This window comes from Corynebacterium halotolerans YIM 70093 = DSM 44683, assembly GCF_000341345.1.
Classification (GTDB): Bacteria; Actinomycetota; Actinomycetes; order Mycobacteriales; family Mycobacteriaceae; genus Corynebacterium; species Corynebacterium halotolerans.
This window is the reverse complement of sequence record NC_020302.1, coordinates 1,504,574-1,520,485: the sequence shown is the minus strand read 5'-3', so window position 1 is coordinate 1,520,485 and position 15,912 is coordinate 1,504,574. Positions and strand designations below refer to the sequence as shown.

At 69.7% G+C, this 15,912-nt stretch carries 15 protein-coding genes; 4 read left to right on the top strand and 11 right to left on the bottom strand.

Features of this window, described 5'->3' with window-relative positions; translation table 11 throughout:
- Window positions 1-73: 73 nt before the first annotated feature.
- Window positions 74-793 carry an AAA family ATPase gene (locus A605_RS07085; protein ID WP_042440366.1) on the bottom strand — a complete coding sequence of 240 codons (720 nt, stop codon included), beginning with the start codon at window positions 791-793 and terminating at the stop codon, window positions 74-76.
- A gap of 17 nt (window positions 794-810) precedes the next feature.
- Window positions 811-1,542, bottom strand: a complete 732-nt coding sequence (locus A605_RS07080; protein ID WP_015400818.1) for an AAA family ATPase — start codon at window positions 1,540-1,542, stop codon at window positions 811-813.
- 239 nt (window positions 1,543-1,781) lie between these two features.
- On the opposite strand from A605_RS07080, the gene A605_RS07070 reads away from it, so the two are divergent.
- The 3 genes from A605_RS07070 to A605_RS07060 all read left to right on the top strand — a co-directional run bounded on the left by A605_RS07070 (window position 1,782) and on the right by A605_RS07060 (window position 3,750).
- Window positions 1,782-2,918, top strand: a complete 1,137-nt coding sequence (locus tag A605_RS07070; RefSeq protein ID WP_015400816.1) for an ATP-binding protein — start codon at window positions 1,782-1,784, stop codon at window positions 2,916-2,918.
- Between the two features lie 80 nt (window positions 2,919-2,998).
- Window positions 2,999-3,562: a GNAT family N-acetyltransferase gene (locus A605_RS07065; RefSeq protein ID WP_015400815.1), complete on the top strand. Its 564-nt coding sequence runs from the start codon at window positions 2,999-3,001 to the stop codon at window positions 3,560-3,562.
- A 5-nt stretch (window positions 3,563-3,567) separates the two neighbouring features.
- Window positions 3,568-3,750, top strand: coding sequence for a hypothetical protein (locus A605_RS07060; RefSeq protein WP_015400814.1), 183 nt, complete (start codon window positions 3,568-3,570; stop codon window positions 3,748-3,750).
- A gap of 10 nt (window positions 3,751-3,760) precedes the next feature.
- Here A605_RS07060 and A605_RS07055 read toward each other — a convergent pair whose 3' ends face one another.
- From A605_RS07055 to A605_RS07045, 3 genes are all read right to left on the bottom strand, one after another.
- Entirely contained in the window at window positions 3,761-4,588 is an 828-nt protein-coding gene (locus A605_RS07055; RefSeq protein ID WP_015400813.1) for a segregation and condensation protein A, read from the bottom strand.
- Between the two features lie 3 nt (window positions 4,589-4,591).
- The gene (locus A605_RS07050) at window positions 4,592-5,461 is read right to left on the bottom strand and encodes a ParA family protein (protein WP_015400812.1); all 870 of its coding nucleotides are present in this window, start codon (window positions 5,459-5,461) and stop codon (window positions 4,592-4,594) included.
- Window positions 5,462-5,590: 129 nt separating this feature from the next.
- Entirely contained in the window at window positions 5,591-6,529 is a 939-nt protein-coding gene (locus A605_RS07045; RefSeq protein WP_015400811.1) for a hypothetical protein, read from the bottom strand.
- A gap of 318 nt (window positions 6,530-6,847) precedes the next feature.
- On the opposite strand from A605_RS07045, the gene A605_RS07040 reads away from it, so the two are divergent.
- Window positions 6,848-8,440, top strand: coding sequence for an ABC-F family ATP-binding cassette domain-containing protein (locus A605_RS07040; protein ID WP_015400810.1), 1,593 nt, complete (start codon window positions 6,848-6,850; stop codon window positions 8,438-8,440).
- On the opposite strand, the gene xerD is transcribed toward A605_RS07040, so the two are convergent.
- The 6 genes from xerD to recN form a co-directional block, all read right to left on the bottom strand.
- Window positions 8,437-9,351: a site-specific tyrosine recombinase XerD gene (gene xerD / locus A605_RS07035; protein WP_015400809.1), complete on the bottom strand. Its 915-nt coding sequence runs from the start codon at window positions 9,349-9,351 to the stop codon at window positions 8,437-8,439. The genes A605_RS07040 and xerD overlap by 4 nt on opposite strands.
- On the bottom strand, window positions 9,348-9,995 hold the full coding sequence (locus A605_RS07030; protein WP_015400808.1) for an NUDIX domain-containing protein: 648 nt from the start codon (window positions 9,993-9,995) through the stop codon (window positions 9,348-9,350). The genes xerD and A605_RS07030 overlap by 4 nt, the downstream gene beginning before the upstream one ends.
- A gap of 10 nt (window positions 9,996-10,005) precedes the next feature.
- The gene (locus tag A605_RS07025) at window positions 10,006-11,652 is read right to left on the bottom strand and encodes a CTP synthase (protein ID WP_015400807.1); all 1,647 of its coding nucleotides are present in this window, start codon (window positions 11,650-11,652) and stop codon (window positions 10,006-10,008) included.
- A 341-nt stretch (window positions 11,653-11,993) separates the two neighbouring features.
- A complete protein-coding gene (locus A605_RS07020) occupies window positions 11,994-12,935 on the bottom strand; it encodes a copper transporter (RefSeq protein WP_015400806.1) in 942 nt (313 codons plus the stop codon).
- Window positions 12,936-12,947: 12 nt separating this feature from the next.
- Window positions 12,948-14,141 carry a putative cytokinetic ring protein SteA gene (gene steA / locus A605_RS07015; protein WP_015400805.1) on the bottom strand — a complete coding sequence of 398 codons (1,194 nt, stop codon included), beginning with the start codon at window positions 14,139-14,141 and terminating at the stop codon, window positions 12,948-12,950.
- Between the two features lie 40 nt (window positions 14,142-14,181).
- Window positions 14,182-15,909 carry a DNA repair protein RecN gene (gene recN / locus A605_RS07010; protein WP_015400804.1) on the bottom strand — a complete coding sequence of 576 codons (1,728 nt, stop codon included), beginning with the start codon at window positions 15,907-15,909 and terminating at the stop codon, window positions 14,182-14,184.
- Window positions 15,910-15,912 lie beyond the last annotated feature (3 nt).

The following is a 15,912-nucleotide window of genomic DNA, read 5'->3' as shown; positions in this document are numbered from 1 at the left end:
GCTGAACGGATTGCCGGGCGCGGAGTTGACGTGCGTCGCAACAGCACCAACAAGACAGGATCGTGCCTCTTACCTATGCCGGGCCAGTGACCTCGACCATGAACTCAGCGATACCGTGTGGATCGGCCAGAAAGTCCCGGAGGGCACGAAACGCCGTGGTCTCCTCCACGGGGACACCACGATGAAAACCGCCCTCAGCGGTGAATTCCCACACCTCCGCCCCCGGCAGGGCCAGCAGGACGGGCGAGTGGGTCGCGATGACCAGCTGCGCGCCGGCGGCAGCCGCGCGGTGCAGCTCAGCCAGCAGCGTCATCTGCCGGATCAGGGACAACCCCGACTCCGGCTCATCGAGGAGGTAGAGACCGCCGCCGTGGAAGGACTCCTGGACCACCTGCATGACGGACTCGCCGTGCGACATCCGGTGCAGATCGGCCACCCCGGGCGCGTTGCCCCCGAATTCGGTGGCCACGTTGAAATGGGACTCGGCCCGCAGGAAGTAGCCGTCCATCGCCCGGTTACTCCGGGTCACGGTGGCGACGTGGCGCAGCGGATTCTCCCTGCTTTTCATCTCGGCGCCGAAGGGCCCGCCGTAATCGTTGAAATGGCAGCTGACGGCGATACCCTCCAGAAGTGTGGACTTGCCCACGCCGTTCTCACCGGTGATCAAGGTGACGGGCCGGTCCAGGGGCAGTCGACCTGCCGTACGTAGCGCCCGGAACGCGGGTACCGTGAAGACCCACTCCGGAGTCCGGGCATGGGTGCGGGGCGGATCGTAGAGGTGGTAGTCGCGGATGAACGGGCCTGGGTGGTTCACGGTTCCTCCCCGGTCAGAAAGGCGGCGGTGCCGGAAGGATCCGCGGTGAACTCGCGGGCGGCACGCACCGCTTCGGTGTCCCCGAAGTCGCGGAGGCGAATCCCCTCGCCTGAGATCTCGAGGATTTCCGCACCCGGTACGGCCATGAGGACCGGAGAGTGGGTGGCCATGATGACCTGCGAACCGGCTTTCGCCAGATGGAAGAGCCTGCCCATGAGCTCGAGCTGGCGGAGCACGGACAGCCCGGCCTCGGGCTCGTCGAGGAAAAACAGCCCGTCGGCGTGGAAGCGCCGTTCGATCAACGCCATCAGCGACTGCCCGTGGCTCATCTCCAGCAGATCATCCATCGGCGGGCCATCCGGTACCGGTCCCAGCCCCGCATAATAATCGGCGACGTTGTAGAAGGACTCACCGCGCAGGAAGAAAGCGTCCCGGGGATTGCGGGAGCGGGTCAGCCGGATCCCCCGGTGCAGCGATGAGGCTGATTTCGCCTCGTCCAGGGTGGCGAACCGGGCGTGGCGGGACCCGCCCTCGGGATTGAGTCCCATGCCGACGGCCAGTGCTTCGATCAGCGTGGACTTCCCGGTTCCGTTCTCACCGGTGATGACCGTGACCGGAGCGGTGAACTCCAGCGGCGCCCCAGCCAGAGCCGCCACCACGGGGAGGCCGGCGAGGTAGGGCACGAACCGACCGGGCGGGACGTCCAGACGTGCAGCGGAGAGGAACACAGTGGGCATCCTAGGCACTTTCCCGTCCGTGGGCCGGAGTATGAGGGACGTCCGCTGCGGGTACGAGCACCGGACGGCCAGACAGACCCCGGTTCTTCACCACCACCCCATAAAGCCAATGATCACGGTCGGCGTGGCGCTTCGAGAGGATGGCGCCGAGCGGCTCGACGACCCGTTACACTGAGCTCGAGAGGATATTTAACAAATTTAAAAACACGCCCCCTGCGAGGACGGACATCATGGCCAACCCCTTCACCCCGACCTTCGGCACCTCCCCGGCCCTGCTCGTCGGCCGCACGCCGGTCATCGAGGAGTTCGGCTACGCCCTCGACGCCGGCCCCGGCGCGCCGGGGCGTGCGCTCCTGCTGTCGGGCCAGCGCGGCGTCGGCAAGACCGCCCTGCTCAACGAGCTGGAGGACGAGGCCCGCCGCCACGGGTGGGTGGTCATCTCCGAAACGGCCCTGCCCGGGCTCGTCGAGCGCATCAGCACCGACCATCTTCCGCGGCTGCTGGCCGAGCAGGATCCGCGCGGGAAGACCCGGCACCGGTTGTCCGGCATCACGGCCCCCGCCCGGCTCGGCGGCGTGAGCTTCGACCCGGAGGAGCGTCACAAGCGCACCCCGTCCATCCGCTCGCAGCTGACCGAACTGACGGATCTGCTCGAACAGCACCATACGGGTGTGGTGCTGACGATCGATGAGCTGTCCACGGACACACTGGCGGATCTGCAGCTGATCGCCGCCACCGTCCAGCACCTCTTCCGCGAGAACCGGGCCGTCGCCGTCATCATGGCCGGGCTGCCGCAGTCGGTGGAGGCGCTTCTCGACGCCTCGGGCATCACCTTCCTGCGTCGGGCCCTGCACCACCCGCTCGGCGCCGTCTCACGGGACGACGTCCGCGAGGGGCTGACGGTGCCGGTCGAGGGGGCCGGCCGCAGCTGGACCGGTCAGGCGCTGGACACGGCCGTGGAGTCCACCCGTGGGTACCCGTACATGCTCCAGCTCGTCGGCTTCCACGCCTTCCGGATCGCCGACGGCACCGGTGAGCGGGTGATCGGCGAGAAGGCCGTCGGGCGGGCGGTCGAACGCGCCATCCGGGATGTGTCCAATCTGGTCCACCGCCCCACCATCTCCTCACTGACCGCCGTGGAGGTGGCGTTCCTGCAGGCGATGGCGGAGGACGACGGTCCGTCGGCGATGCGTGACATCGCCGAGCGGATGGGCAAGACACCGGTGTACGTCGCCCAGTACCGCCGCCGCCTGCTGGACAAGCACATCATCGCCGCGCCCGCGCACGGACTCGTCATGCTCGCCATGCCGGGAATGCGCGAGCATCTGCGCGCCGGGCCGGGTGGTGGTTCGGTGCACTTCTGGTGACGGGGATATCGGAGGGGCGCCGGAAAAGTTTTCTGTGAAACAGCTAACATTGCCGACTGTGATGTGTGTAACATCTCGTCATGGCTACCATCACACGAACCGACCGCCTCATCCTCATGCCGCTGGGTACGGAGCATGACGAGGAGGCCTACAAGGTCTACAGCGACATGCGCATCTGGACGCACCGCCCGAACGCCCGGCATGAGGACGTGCGGGAGACCCGCCAGCTCATCCAGCGCACCCAGCAGTCCTGGACGCTGCGCAACCTGGGCCCCTGGAGCGTCTATCTGCGCGACCAGCCCTCCGAGTTCATCGGGGTCGGCGGCCTCGAGCTCGTCGACGGCAAGGTCTGGGATCTGAAGTACCGCTTCCGCCCCGACAAGTGGGGCAACGGTTATGCCACGGAAGTCTCCCAGGCCGCGCTGCGCACGGTCCGCCGCCTAGACCCGGACACCCCGATCACCGCGCGGGTGACCACCAACCACCCCTCGTCCTACCGAGTGCTGGAGAAGGTCGGTTTCCAGCCCGTCTGGGAGGGCCGCCGCACCGGCACCGAGGACATCCCGGGCGAACCGGACGTGCGCATCTACGCTGACCGGGAGCTGGCCGGGGACATCCTCGAGATGCTCAAGGCACGTCCCTGATCGTCATGGTCGCCGACTTCATCGACCAGTTCCGCCGGCTCTGGATCACGGTGGGGTGGAATCTCGCCACCCTGCTGGTGCTCGGCGTCTACGGCGGCGTCGTCAACGGCCAGATCCTTGATCCAGAGTACCTGGACCTGCTCTCGAGCGGTTTTTCCTCGCTGTCGAGTGACCCCTACGCCCGGTAGGCGCCGAGGATCAGTCCCAGTTGCTGGCCGCCACCACGGCCGGATCGACATCCAGTCCGGTCCAGGAGACGGTCAGTTCCCCCAGCGGCTCCGGCTGCTCGGTTTCCACGGCGCGCGCCTTGTAGAGCTCGAGCAGCGCCAGGAAGCGGCCCACGATCTCCATGGAGAGGGTGCAGTCGCGGGTCAGGGCGCCGAAGCTGAGCCAGTGGTCCCGGCCCATCAGCCGCAGTGTGTCGAGGATTCGGCCGGCCTGCTCCGGCACGGAAACCGCCACCTGGTGGATGTGGTCGGTGCCGACCGTCTCCGGTGGCTTCGGCCGGAACACGCCGGCCGCCAGCTCCGCGAAACTGGCCGGAGTGTGCCCCAGGGTCACCGGCGGCAGCAGATCCGCGAACTGGGGCTCGAGGCCGACGGCCCGCGGGTAGCGCCGCTGCGCGCTGCGCTGCCACCCGGCGAAGAGGTCGGCGACCTGCTTGTAGGCCTTGTACTGCAGCAGCCGGGCGAACAGCAGGTCCCGGGACTCGAGCAGGGCGAGATCCTCCTCGTTCTCCACCTCGCCGCGCGGGATGAGCCGGGCGGCCTTCAGGTCCAGGAGTGTGGCGGCCACGAGCAGGAACTCGGTGGTCTCGTCCAGGTCCGCGGTCTCCCCCAGTGCCCGGGTGTACGCGATGAACTCATCGGTGACCTCGGACAGCGCCACCTCGGTCACGTCCAACCTGCGATTGGAGATCAGCTGCAGCAGCAGGTCGAAGGGGCCCTCAAAGTTGGCCAGCTCCACCCGGAAGCCGGTCTCCCCCTGCTGCGGGTCGGCCGTCTCCGTCCCGTTCGGTCCGGTCACCGTCTAGCTCGTCCGCTCCAGAACTTCCCGCGCCAGGCTGCGGTACTGGTCGGCGCCATCCGACCGCGGCGCCCAGCTGGTGATCGGTTCACCGGCGACCGAGGTCTCGGGGAACCGGACGGTGCGGGTGATCACGGAGTCGAAGACCCGGTCGCCGAAGACCTCGATGACCCGCGACATCACCTCCCGGGCGTGGGAGGTGCGGCGGTCGAACATCGTGACCAGGATGCCGACGATCTCCAGGTCGAAGTTGAGGCGGTCGCGGACCTTCTCCACGGTGTCCGTCAGCAGGGCCAGGCCGCGCAGGGAGAAGTACTCGCACTCCATCGGGATGAGCACGCCGTGGGCACAGGCCAGTGCGTTGACCGTCAGCAGGCCCAGCGAGGGCTGGCAGTCCAGGATGATGTAGTCGTAGTCCTTCATCACCGGGCGCAGGGCGCGCGCCAGGGTCTGCTCGCGACCGACCTCGTTGACCAACTGGATCTCGGCGGCCGAGAGGTCGATGTTCGCCGGCACCAGGTCCAGGTTGGGGGTGTCGGTGTGGTGGATGGCGCTGTGGATGCTCGTGCTGTTGTCGAGCAGGAGGTTGTAGACGGTGATGTCCAGATCCTCGTGCGGGATGTCCAGCCCCGCGGACAGCGCGCCCTGCGGATCCAGATCCACCAGCAGCACCTTGCGGCCGAGCTCGGCCAGGCAGGCACCCAGATTGATGGTCGACGTGGTCTTGCCCACGCCGCCCTTCTGGTTGCACATGGCGATGATCTTGGCCGGACCGTGGTTCTCCAGCGGGGCAGGATCAGGCAGTTCCCGGATCGGTCGACCGGTCAAACCGACTCCGAGATCCGTACGGTCGGACAGTCCCGCATCGCTCACAGTCAAACCTTCTTCCTTGACTCAAATCGCGGCCGTGCACCTCACATCTGTAACCCCACCTAGATTACATGCCCTCTCGACGAGGATCGTGAACCGCCACGAATCGAGGGAACGTCAAGCGAAGATCCTTTACTGACGCGCCCGCCGCGAGCGTCGGAAAGCGAGCAGGAGCAGGATGACCACCAGGGCAAGCACCGCGCCGACGACCGTGACCACCCCCATACCCATCCAGCCGCCTTCCCCGGCCGACCGCCCCTCCGCCGCCGCGTAGTTGCCGTCCGATGACCCGCCGGCCTGGCTCGACGCCGCGCCCGGGGCGCGCTCGGCGTCCGGGGCGGTCAGCGTGACGATGACCTCCGCCGCCTCGTCGTCGCGTACCAGCTGGATGATGAACGGGTTGTCGGGGGTCTGGCCCTCCGGGTAGGTCAGCGTCATGGTGCGGGCCGCCGCGTTGATGTCCCGCTCGACCCCCTCGATGATGTTGCCGTCGGTGTCCACGTAGCGCACCTTCAGTCCGTCACGGGAGGTGTCCTTGAACCGGGAGTACAGGTCGGCGGCCTCGAAGATGCCGAGCTTGACCACGATGTCCCTGCCCTCGATCACGGCGTCGAAGTTCAGCAGTTCCGCGTCCGCGGTGTCCACCGGCTTGGCCTGCGCGCGCTCGGGGCGGTCCGCGGCGTCGGTACCGGTTCCGGCGGAACTCCCGGTGTCCCCGGTGTCCCCGGTGTCCCCGGTGGGCTCCCCGTCCGGCGCACTCTCGACCGGTCCGGCAGACGCCCCACTTTCAGCGGCCTCCGCCACGAGAGTGATGGTGGCGGTGCGCCCCGCGTAAGTCACCGGCACCGCCGCCTGGGCGGAACCCTCCCCCGGAGCGGTGACCGACACACCCGTGCCGTTCGACACGACGACCCAGCCGTCCTGGCGGTAGTCCACCTGCAACGGAACTCCCAGGTCCACGCTGGTGGTCGTACCCGCCGGGACGGAGATCGGGGCGCTCAGATCGACATCGGGGACCGAGATACCGGCCGGCAGTTCGGGCAGCTGCTGGGCGACGGCACCGGGGGCCACAGCCAGGGAGGCCGATAAAGCCGCAACGGCGAGAACAGCGGGAGATTTCCTGGGGAACACGGGAGTCCTTCCGGAGGATTGGTGGACGACGAAAGCGACGCACTGCACTGTACCGCGCGAACCGGTCCTTCTCCTGATTTCCTCCGGGTGCTACCCTCTCCGGCATGCATCTTTACTTCCTCTAGTCACCACAGCAGACGAGGCCCCCGCCGTTGACCGGTGCCGCGGGCCCAGTCACCGCTGTCGTGGCCCGGAGGACGAGGAAGGGATGACCGCTTCCCCCTCGGGCCGAAACCCGAGACTTCACGAGGAAGCACCATGCCCAACGCCCACCTGTCCGCCCGCGAACTCACCGTCGCCCGGGGCGGGCGCACACTCATCGACCGCTTGAGCTTCACCGCCAACCCCGGCTCCCGCATCGCCGTGGTGGGCGAGAACGGCCGGGGAAAGACCACGCTCCTGCACACCCTCGCCGGCCGGCTGGAACCCACCGGTGGCCGCCTGAGCATCCAGGGGACGCTCGCCATCGCCGAGCAGCAGATGACCGCCACCGGTCGCACGGTCGGTGACGCTGTCACCCACACCATCCGGCCCGCCCTCAACGCACTCGCCGCCCTGGAAGCGGCCACCACCGCCCTGACCGACGGGCAACCGGGCGCCGAGGAGACCTTCGCCGGCGCCCTCGACGCCGCGGAGAAACTCGACGCCTGGGACGCTGAGCGCCGCGTGCGCACCGCCCTGGCGGCCCTCGACGCCGAGCAGGACTTCGACGTCGACCTGGGCGCACTGTCCGTCGGCCAGCGCTACCGCGTCCGCCTGGCCTGCCTCCTGGGCGCGGGCGACGACATCCTGCTGCTGGACGAGCCGACCAACCACCTGGACCGCTCGGGGCTGGACTTTCTGACCCGGTCCGTCCGTGAGCGGCGGGGGGCGGTCATCCTGGTCAGCCACGACCGGGCTCTGCTCGCCGACGTCGCCGACACCGTCATCGATCTCGACCCCACCCCGGACGGGCTCCCGCGCGTCCACGGCGACGGCTACGCCGGCTACCGGCGCGGTCGCGAGGCCCTGCGCGTGCGCTGGGAACAGGACTTCGCCGAGGAGCAGGCCCGGCGCGAGGAGCTGCGCCGACAGCTTGACGACGCCCAGGCGCGCCTGCGCACCGGTTGGCGTCCATCGAAGGGGACGGGCAGGCACACCCGTCAGTCGCACGCCCCCGGGCTGGTGCAGGCGGTGCGCCGCCGCCGGTCCGAACTTGAGGGGGCCGCCGTGACCGTGCCGGAGCCGCCGCTGCAGCTGGCACTCCCCGCACTCCCCGTCCGCCGGGGCGCCACCCTGCTCACGGCCGAGGGCGTCACCGTCGACGGTCGTCTGGACACCCCGGTCAGCCTCACCGTCAAGGGCGGTTCCCGGCATGTGGTCACGGGCCGGAACGGGGCGGGCAAGACCACGCTGCTGCGGGTGCTCGCCGGTGACCTCTCCCCGGATGGTGGGCGGGTGCAGCGTTCGGCCGGCGTGCGGGTGGGCTCCCTGGAACAGGAGTCGGTGCTCCCCGCCGAGATGACCGCGCGGGAGGCGTACCGGTGCCACGTCGATGCACTCGTCGCCCGTGGAGAAATCTCCGATAATCAATTTGCTGACCTTGATTCTCTCGGTCTGTTGCGTCGGGAGGAGGCCGATCGGCGGGTGCGGGAACTGTCGATGGGCCAGCGGCGGCGGCTCGACCTGGCGCTGCTGTTCGGGTCACTGCCGCAGGTGCTGCTGCTCGACGAGCCGAGCAACCACCTGTCGATCCGGCTGGTCGACGAGCTCACGCAGGCACTGGAGGCCACCCGCGCGGCCGTCGTCCTGGTCACCCACGACCGGCAGCTGCTGCGCGACACCGCGGGCTGGGAGTGCATCGGGCTCTAGGCCCGCGGGTGCGCCTCGCGCCACACCTGGCGGAGATTCTCGGCGGTGATGTGCGTGTAGATCTGGGTGGTGGTCACCGAGGAGTGTCCGAGCAGTTCCTGTACCACGCGCACGTCCGCCCCGCCCTCGAGCAGGTGCGTGGCGTAGCTGTGGCGCAGGGTGTGCGGGGAGATGTCCGCGGTCAGCCCGGCGCGGGTGGCGGCGGTCTTCAGCGCCGCCCAGGCGCTCTGCCGTGACAGTGCCCCGCCCCGGGTGTTGAGCAGCAGCGCGTGCGACTTCCCCTTCGAGAACACCGGTCGGGCGCGCATGAGGTAGTCGTCGACGGCCTCGAGCGCCTTGGAGCCGACCGGCACGAGACGTTGCTTGTCACCCTTGCCGGTGATCTTGAGGATGCCGTCGCAGTCGGTGACGTCGTCGACCGCTAGTCCGGTGACCTCCGAGATGCGCGCGCCGGTGCCGTAGAGCAGCTCGAGCAGCGCCCGGTCGCGCAGGTCCACCGGGGTGGCGAACTCCCCGGTGGGCACGGCGTCGATGAGCCCGGCGACCTGGTCGACGGACAGCGTGTCGGGCAGGTGGCGGCCGGTGGCCGGGGGCGAGACCTCCGCGGCGACGTCGACGGGCACTGCACCCTCGTGCACGGCGAACTTGTGCAGCCCACGGGCGACAACGAGCGCGCGTCCCACCGAGGAGGCCGCCAGCGGTCTGCCGTGGGTGCCGCGCCGCAGGTCGGCGACGTAGGCCTCGATGTCGGTGGCGGCGACCTCGCCCAGGTCGTCGAAGCCGGCGTCGTCGAGCCAGGCGAGGTAGCGCTCGACGTCGCGCCGGTAGTTGCTCAGGGTGTTGGCCGACAGTCCGCGTTCGACGGCGAGGTGGTTGAGCCAGGTGGTGGCGATGCTGCGGGGGGCGGTCACAGCTTCTTCATGTCCGGGACGATACCGGCGGCCTGCCGACGCTCCGCCAGCGACGTCGGGCGGTGTCGGAATGGCGCGGAGACCGGGCGGGGCTCGGCTCGGCCGGCGGCGACCTCCGCAGCGGTCATGATGCCGGAGATGGCGATGGCGTTGACCACCTCGCCGCGGAAGACGCGCGCCTTCGCCTCGTCCAGATCCACCCACTCCATGGTCATGTCGGCCTCCTCGTGCTCCGCCTCGGGGCGCTCGACCGGGCGCAGGTCACGGGCCAGGTAGACGCGGACGGACTCGTCGCAGAAGCCGGGGCTGGTGATCAGGTCCGCCAGCACCGACCAGTCACCGGCGGCCAGGCCGGCCTCCTCCTGCAGCTCGCGCTCGGCGGTGGCCAGCTCGTCCTCGCCGACCATGTCGAGGATGCCGGCGGGCAGCTCCCACAGCCGGTCCTGTGCGCTGTGGCGGTACTGGCGCACCAGGGCGATCCGGCCGTCGTCGTCGAGGGCCACGACGGCGACGGCGCCGAAGTGTTCGACGACCTCCCGGGTGGCGGTGACGTCGCCCGGCATGGCGAGGGTGTCGCGCCGCAGGGCGAGGATCGGGGATTCGAGCAACAGCTCCGAGTCAAGGACGGTGAATTCATGGGCCATGTCCCCCAATTTAGGCCCTGTGCGCCAGTGCCGCCCCGACCAGCCCGCTGAACAGCGGGTGCGCCGCCGTGGGCCGGGACTTGTATTCGGGGTGCGCCTGGGTGGCCACGAGGAAGGGGTGGACATCGCGCGGGTACTCGACGAACTCGACGAGTCTCCCGTCCGGGGAGGTGCCGGAGAACACCAGCCCGGATCCCTCGGCGACGGGCCCGCGGTAGGCGTTGTTGACCTCGTAGCGGTGGCGGTGACGCTCGGCGACCTCCGTGGCGCCGTAGAGTTCGGCGACCAGCGACCCTGCCGCCAGGGTGGCCGGCCAGGAGCCCAGTCGCATGGTCCCGCCCAGGTCGGCCTCGCCGGACACGGCCGCCCGCTGCTCGGCCATCGTGGCGATCACCGGTGCGGGTGTCGCGGGGTCGAACTCGGTGGACGAGGCGGCGTCGATGCCGGCGACCCGCGCGGCCTCCAGCACGATGCACTGCAGCCCCAGGCACAGGCCGAGCAGCGGGACGCGGTTGACCCGGCAGTGGCGGATCGCGCCGATCTTGCCCTCGATGCCGCGGACGCCGAAGCCGCCGGGGATGACCACGGCGTCGACACCGGCCAGGGCCCGGGCGGCATCCTCGGGCGTCTTGCAGTCCTCGGAGGTGATCCAGCTGATGTTCGCCTGGACCCGGTGGTGGAAGCCGGCGTGGCGGATTGCCTCCACCACGGAGAGGTAGGCGTCCGGCAGCCCGATGTACTTGCCGACGATCCCGACGGTGACCTCCCCCTCGGGGTGGTGGACGCGCTCGAGCAGGTCGTTCCAGGTGGACCAGTCGACGTCCCGGAACGGCAGGTTCAGCCGCCGGATGAGGAAGGCGTCCAACCGCTCACGGTGCAGCACCTCGGGGATGTTGTAGATCGAGGCCGAGTCGGCGCACGAGACCACCCCCTCGGTCTCGACGTCGCACATCAGGGCGATCTTCTCCTTGAGCGGGACCGGCACCTCCCGGTCGCAGCGCAGGACGATCGCGTCGGGCTGGATGCCGATGGAGCGCAACTCGGCGACGGAGTGCTGCGTGGGCTTGGATTTCAGCTCGCCGGAGGGGGCGAGATAGGGCACGAGCGAGACGTGGATGAAGAAGATGTTCTCCCGGCCCACCTCGTGGCGGACCTGGCGGGCGGCCTCGAGGAAGGGTTGGGACTCGATGTCACCGACGGTGCCGCCGATCTCCGTGATGACCACGTCCGGGATGTCCCCGTCCGCGTCCGGTTCCCCCATCGCCAGGATGCGGGCCTTGATCTCGTCGGTGATGTGCGGGATGACCTGAACGGTCTTTCCCAGGTAGCCGCCGCGGCGCTCGCGGGCGATCACGCTCGAGTACACCTGGCCGGTGGTCACGTTGGCGTTGCGGGTCAGATTGCGGTCGAGGAAGCGCTCGTAGTGGCCGAGATCGAGATCCGTCTCGGCGCCGTCGTCGGTGACGAAGACCTCGCCGTGCTCGAAGGGGTTCATCGTGCCCGGATCGACGTTGAGGTACGGATCGAGCTTCTGCATCGTCACGTTCAGGCCCCGGGAGCTGAGCAGCCGACCGAGGCTGGCGGCGGTCAGTCCCTTGCCCAGCGAGGAGACCACTCCCCCGGTGACGAAGACGAATTTGGTGCGGTGAGCGGACATGGTGCCTCCCGTGGGGCGTGATGGGTCTGGTTCCGCGGGGCCGCACCTGAAGCGACGGTCCGCGGGTGAGCTGCTGATGCGCACCCACGGGCCTTCAGTCTAACATTAAACCTGTCGATAGTTAGAAATCTGCGGGTGCGCAGGACCGCAACAGGACGGCTCGCGACACGTCCTCCTGGGGCCACGAGTTTCCGATCGACGCATTTTCCCACGTAATACCATTCCCCGAACAGGGACAATACACCTCAAGCACCGAGGGTGAGGTGGGATAATACACCTCCGGAAAGGCGGTCGACCGGAGAGGCGCATCCTGCACCGGTACCGCGCCGGACAGAACCCCCCTACGGCGCCGGGGTGGCCGCCTCCGCAGAGGCGGCCGAACCGTAGGCCCCCGCCTCACCGTTGAGTTGCTCGCGCACGGCGAGCACCGTGGCCATCCGGCCCCAGGCCCGGCCGACGGAATCGACGGTGGACACCTCACCCGAGGCCTGTTCGTCGGCCCGGATGAGACCGATGGGCCCGGTGTCCGCGGCCGTGCGGATCCGGCCGGCCAACACGGTGCCGTTGCCGCGGGAATCCAGGGCGCGGGCGAAGGAGGCCATGTTCCGGGCGGCGAAGGCGTCCCCGCCGCCGTCCAGGGTGCCCGTCACGAACACGATGACCTGGGCGGGCAGAATCGTGCCGTCCTCGTAGCTGAGGAACCCCCCGTCCCGCAGGGTGCGCAGCAGCAGGCCCCGCTCGTCGGAGGTCGCCTGCTCCTGCCCGGACTCCGGATCCAGCAGGAGCGCGGAGCCGAGCGCCTCCCCGGCGTGGGTGCCCGGGTCGAGGTTCTCGGTCGACAGCTGTGCCCCGGCGGGCAGGGTGTTGGCCACCACGGCCTTCAGCTGGTCGGCACCTTCCTGAGTGAAGAAACTCTCCGACAGGGAGATCCGGCCCGCATTGACGGCTCCGGCGGCATCCAGCAGGGAGGCCACCGCGTCGACGTCCTCGGGGGCGGCACCGGCGGTGTGCATCACCATGACGGGCCGGTCGACCAGGGTGCCCTCGACGGCCGAATCGGCCAGCTCCGCGATGACGCTGTCGGCGGAGGCCGCCTGGGCCTCGGCGATCTCGGCGTCCTCGCGGGCGGCGTCGACGTCCGCCTGGGTCACCGCCGGCTCCCCGGCCCCGCCGTCGGGCATGTTCGGGGAGATCACCAGGGTGCCGAGCGCCACACCGGCGGCGACGCCGAAACCGAGACCGGCGACGAGCCAGCCGGCGCGTCCGGAGGAGTTCTTGGCCATGGCGGTTCCTCCCTAGTTGAACCAGCCCTGGACGGTCAGCGCGAAGCTGTTCCAGGTGTCGATGAGATTGTTGAGGAAGCTGTCCGGTCCGGACAGCCCCACGATGGCGACGATGACGGCCAGCGCGACGAGGATGCCGAGGACGGCCCACAGCCAGGCGATACCGCGACCCCCGTTCACGGTGTAGAGGCCGGAAACCGCGGAGGCGTCCACCAGCCGCGGGCCGAGCTTGGTCCGCGTCAGCAGCGCGGCCGGGGTTGCGGTGGGGTCCTTGGCGAAGATGGCGTCGAGATCCAGCGGCGCACCGGCGTTCACCACGAGCTGGGCGCCGTGGTAGCCCGCGAGCAGCAGGGCCAGGTCGGTGGCGGAATCGGTCGCCGCCGGGAAGGTCATGGCGCCGACGCCGAGATCCTGGATGCGCTCCAGCCCCACGGCGTGGCCGTCCGGCTCGGCGGGCAGGACCACGCGTGCCCCGCTGCGCAACGTGTCCGCGCCGATGCCGGCCGGATTACCCACGATCAGATCGGGCTTGTAGCCGAGCTCGACAAGGGTGTCGGCGGCGTCGTCGACGCCGATGATCACCGGCTCGTACTCGCGGATGAAGTTGCGCAGCTGCTTGACCTGGTTGCGGTGCCCTGTCCCCGGGCTGACCACCAGCACCTTGCGCCCGGTGAACTTGATGCCGGTGTCGGGGATGCCCAGTCCGTCGATGAGCAGCGGGCCCTCGGAGTGGATGAACTGGATGGTGTTGCCGAAGTAGGCCTCCATGTGGTCGACCAGGGACTGCTGCGCCTCGCTGAAGGAACGCTCCGCCGCCTCCTGGGTGACCACGGTCCCGCCGCCGATCGTCCGGTCCGCGATGTGGACCTCCCCGTCGTCGGTGACGCGGCCTTTCTTGCCGTCCTTCAGACCCGAGGCGAGTTCCTCCCCCGCCCCCTCAACGAGCAGGACCCCGGCGTCGAGGAGCATGTGGGGGCCGAAGTTCGGGACGGTCCCCGTGGAGAAGCGGGCCAGGTTGACCACCGCCGCCGGCTTCGCGTCGAGCAGGCGCTGGGCGTCCGGGCGGGAGAGATCCGGCGTGTCCACGACGGCGATGTCACCCTCGCGGAGTCGCTTGAACCCCCTGCCGGCGGAGGTGCAGTCGCGCAGGGTTCCGTGCAGACCGGGCAGGTCGGCGGTGCGGGAGAACAGGCTCATGCGCCTCATTCTGCTGGTTGAGTCTCAACCGGTGGTGGAGGCGCGCGGATCAGTCGTGGCGGAAGCCCGCCCGTTCGGCGTGGGCGCGTTCCAGCAACTCGGCGGCATGCGCGCGGCCCGTGTCGGTGTCGTCGAGGCCGGCGAGCATGCGGGCGAGCTCCTCCACGCGTTCATCCCCCGTCAGCGTGACCACTCCGGAGGTGACGGCGTCGTCGCCGACGTTCTTGGCCACGTGCAGGTGGGTGTCGGCGTAGGCGGCCACCTGCGGCAGGTGCGTGACCACGATGACCTGGTTACGGGTGGCCAGCCGGGCCAGGCGGCGCCCGATCTCGACGGCTGCGCGCCCCCCGACGCCCGCGTCGACCTCGTCGAAGACCAGGGTGGCGCCCTCGGAACCGGCCGAGAGAATCACCTCGAGCGCCAGCATGACCCGGGAGAGTTCACCACCCGAGGCCGAGGAGGCCAGCGGGCGGGCCTCGGCGGAGGAGTTGGCCGCCAGCAGCAGTTCCACCTCGTCCGCGCCGTCCCGGCCGGGGGCGATGGCGCGGACCTCGACCTCGATGCGGGCCTTGGGCATCGCCAGGCCGCGCAGCTCGGTGGTGACCTGCTTGCCCAGTTTCTTCGCGGCCTTCGTGCGCGCGGTGGTGAGCTTCTTCGCCGCGGCGGTCATGGTCTGCTCGGCGGCGGCGACCTGCTTCTTCAGCTCGTCGAGGGCCTCAGAGGAGATGTCGATCCGGCTGAGCCGGGCCTGGGCCTTCTCCCGCCAGGCCAGCACCCCGTCGATGTCGGGGGCGTACTTGCGGGTCAGCTGCTTGAGCTGCTGCTGGCGCTGCAGGTACTCCTCGAGCAGGTTGGGATCGGCCGGCAGATCGGACAGGTAGGCACCGAGGTCGACGGAGATCTCGGACAGCAGGGTGGTGATCTCGGACAGCTTCTCCCCCGCCTCCCGGAGCTTCGGATCCTCCGAACCGGTCAGCGCGGACTCCGCGCGCCCCAGCAGCGTGGAGGCGGGCTCCTCGTCGGAGTAGCCACCGAAGGCCTCGGGCCCGTCAATCGCCCCGAGCGCGGTGGAGGCCTGCTCGCGCAGGGTGTCCACGTCCTGCAGGCGCCGGATCTGGTTGACCAGCTCGAGGTCCTCGCCGGGTTCCGGGGAAGCCTCGTCGATCTCGTTGAGGGCGAACTGCAGCCGGTCGACCTCCTGCGCGAGCTCACGGCGGGACTCGGTGCGCTCCTTCAGATCCCGGGCCAGGGTGCGCCACTGCCGCCACGTCGTCCGGTAGGCCTCCAACAGCGGGGCGATCGCCGGGTCGAAGCGGTCCAGGGCGGCCAGCTGCTGGTCCGGGGCGAGCAGGCGGAGCTGATCGTTCTGGCCGTGGATGGTCAGCAGCTCCCGGCTGAACTCCGCGAGCGTGGCCGCGGGAACCGAACGTCCCCCCAGGTGGGCGCGGGAACGACCCGTCGCGTTGACGGTGCGGGAGGCGATGAATTCACCGTTCTCGTCCGCGGTCCCCCCGGCCGACTCGACCGTGTCCGCGGTACGCCGCGCGGCGTCGCCGGGCAGGCGGTCGGTGACGAACCGCCCCTCGACGACCGCCTGGCCGGCGCCGGTGCGCACCCGCGAGGCGTCGGCGCGCCCGCCGGTGAGCAGGCGCAGACCGGTGACCACCATGGTCTTGCCGGCGCCGGTTTCGCCGGTGAGAACCGTCAGTCCGTCGGACAACTCCGCGGTCGCGGAGGGGATGACACCGAGATTCTCGATGGCGATGTCAGCAAGCATGTG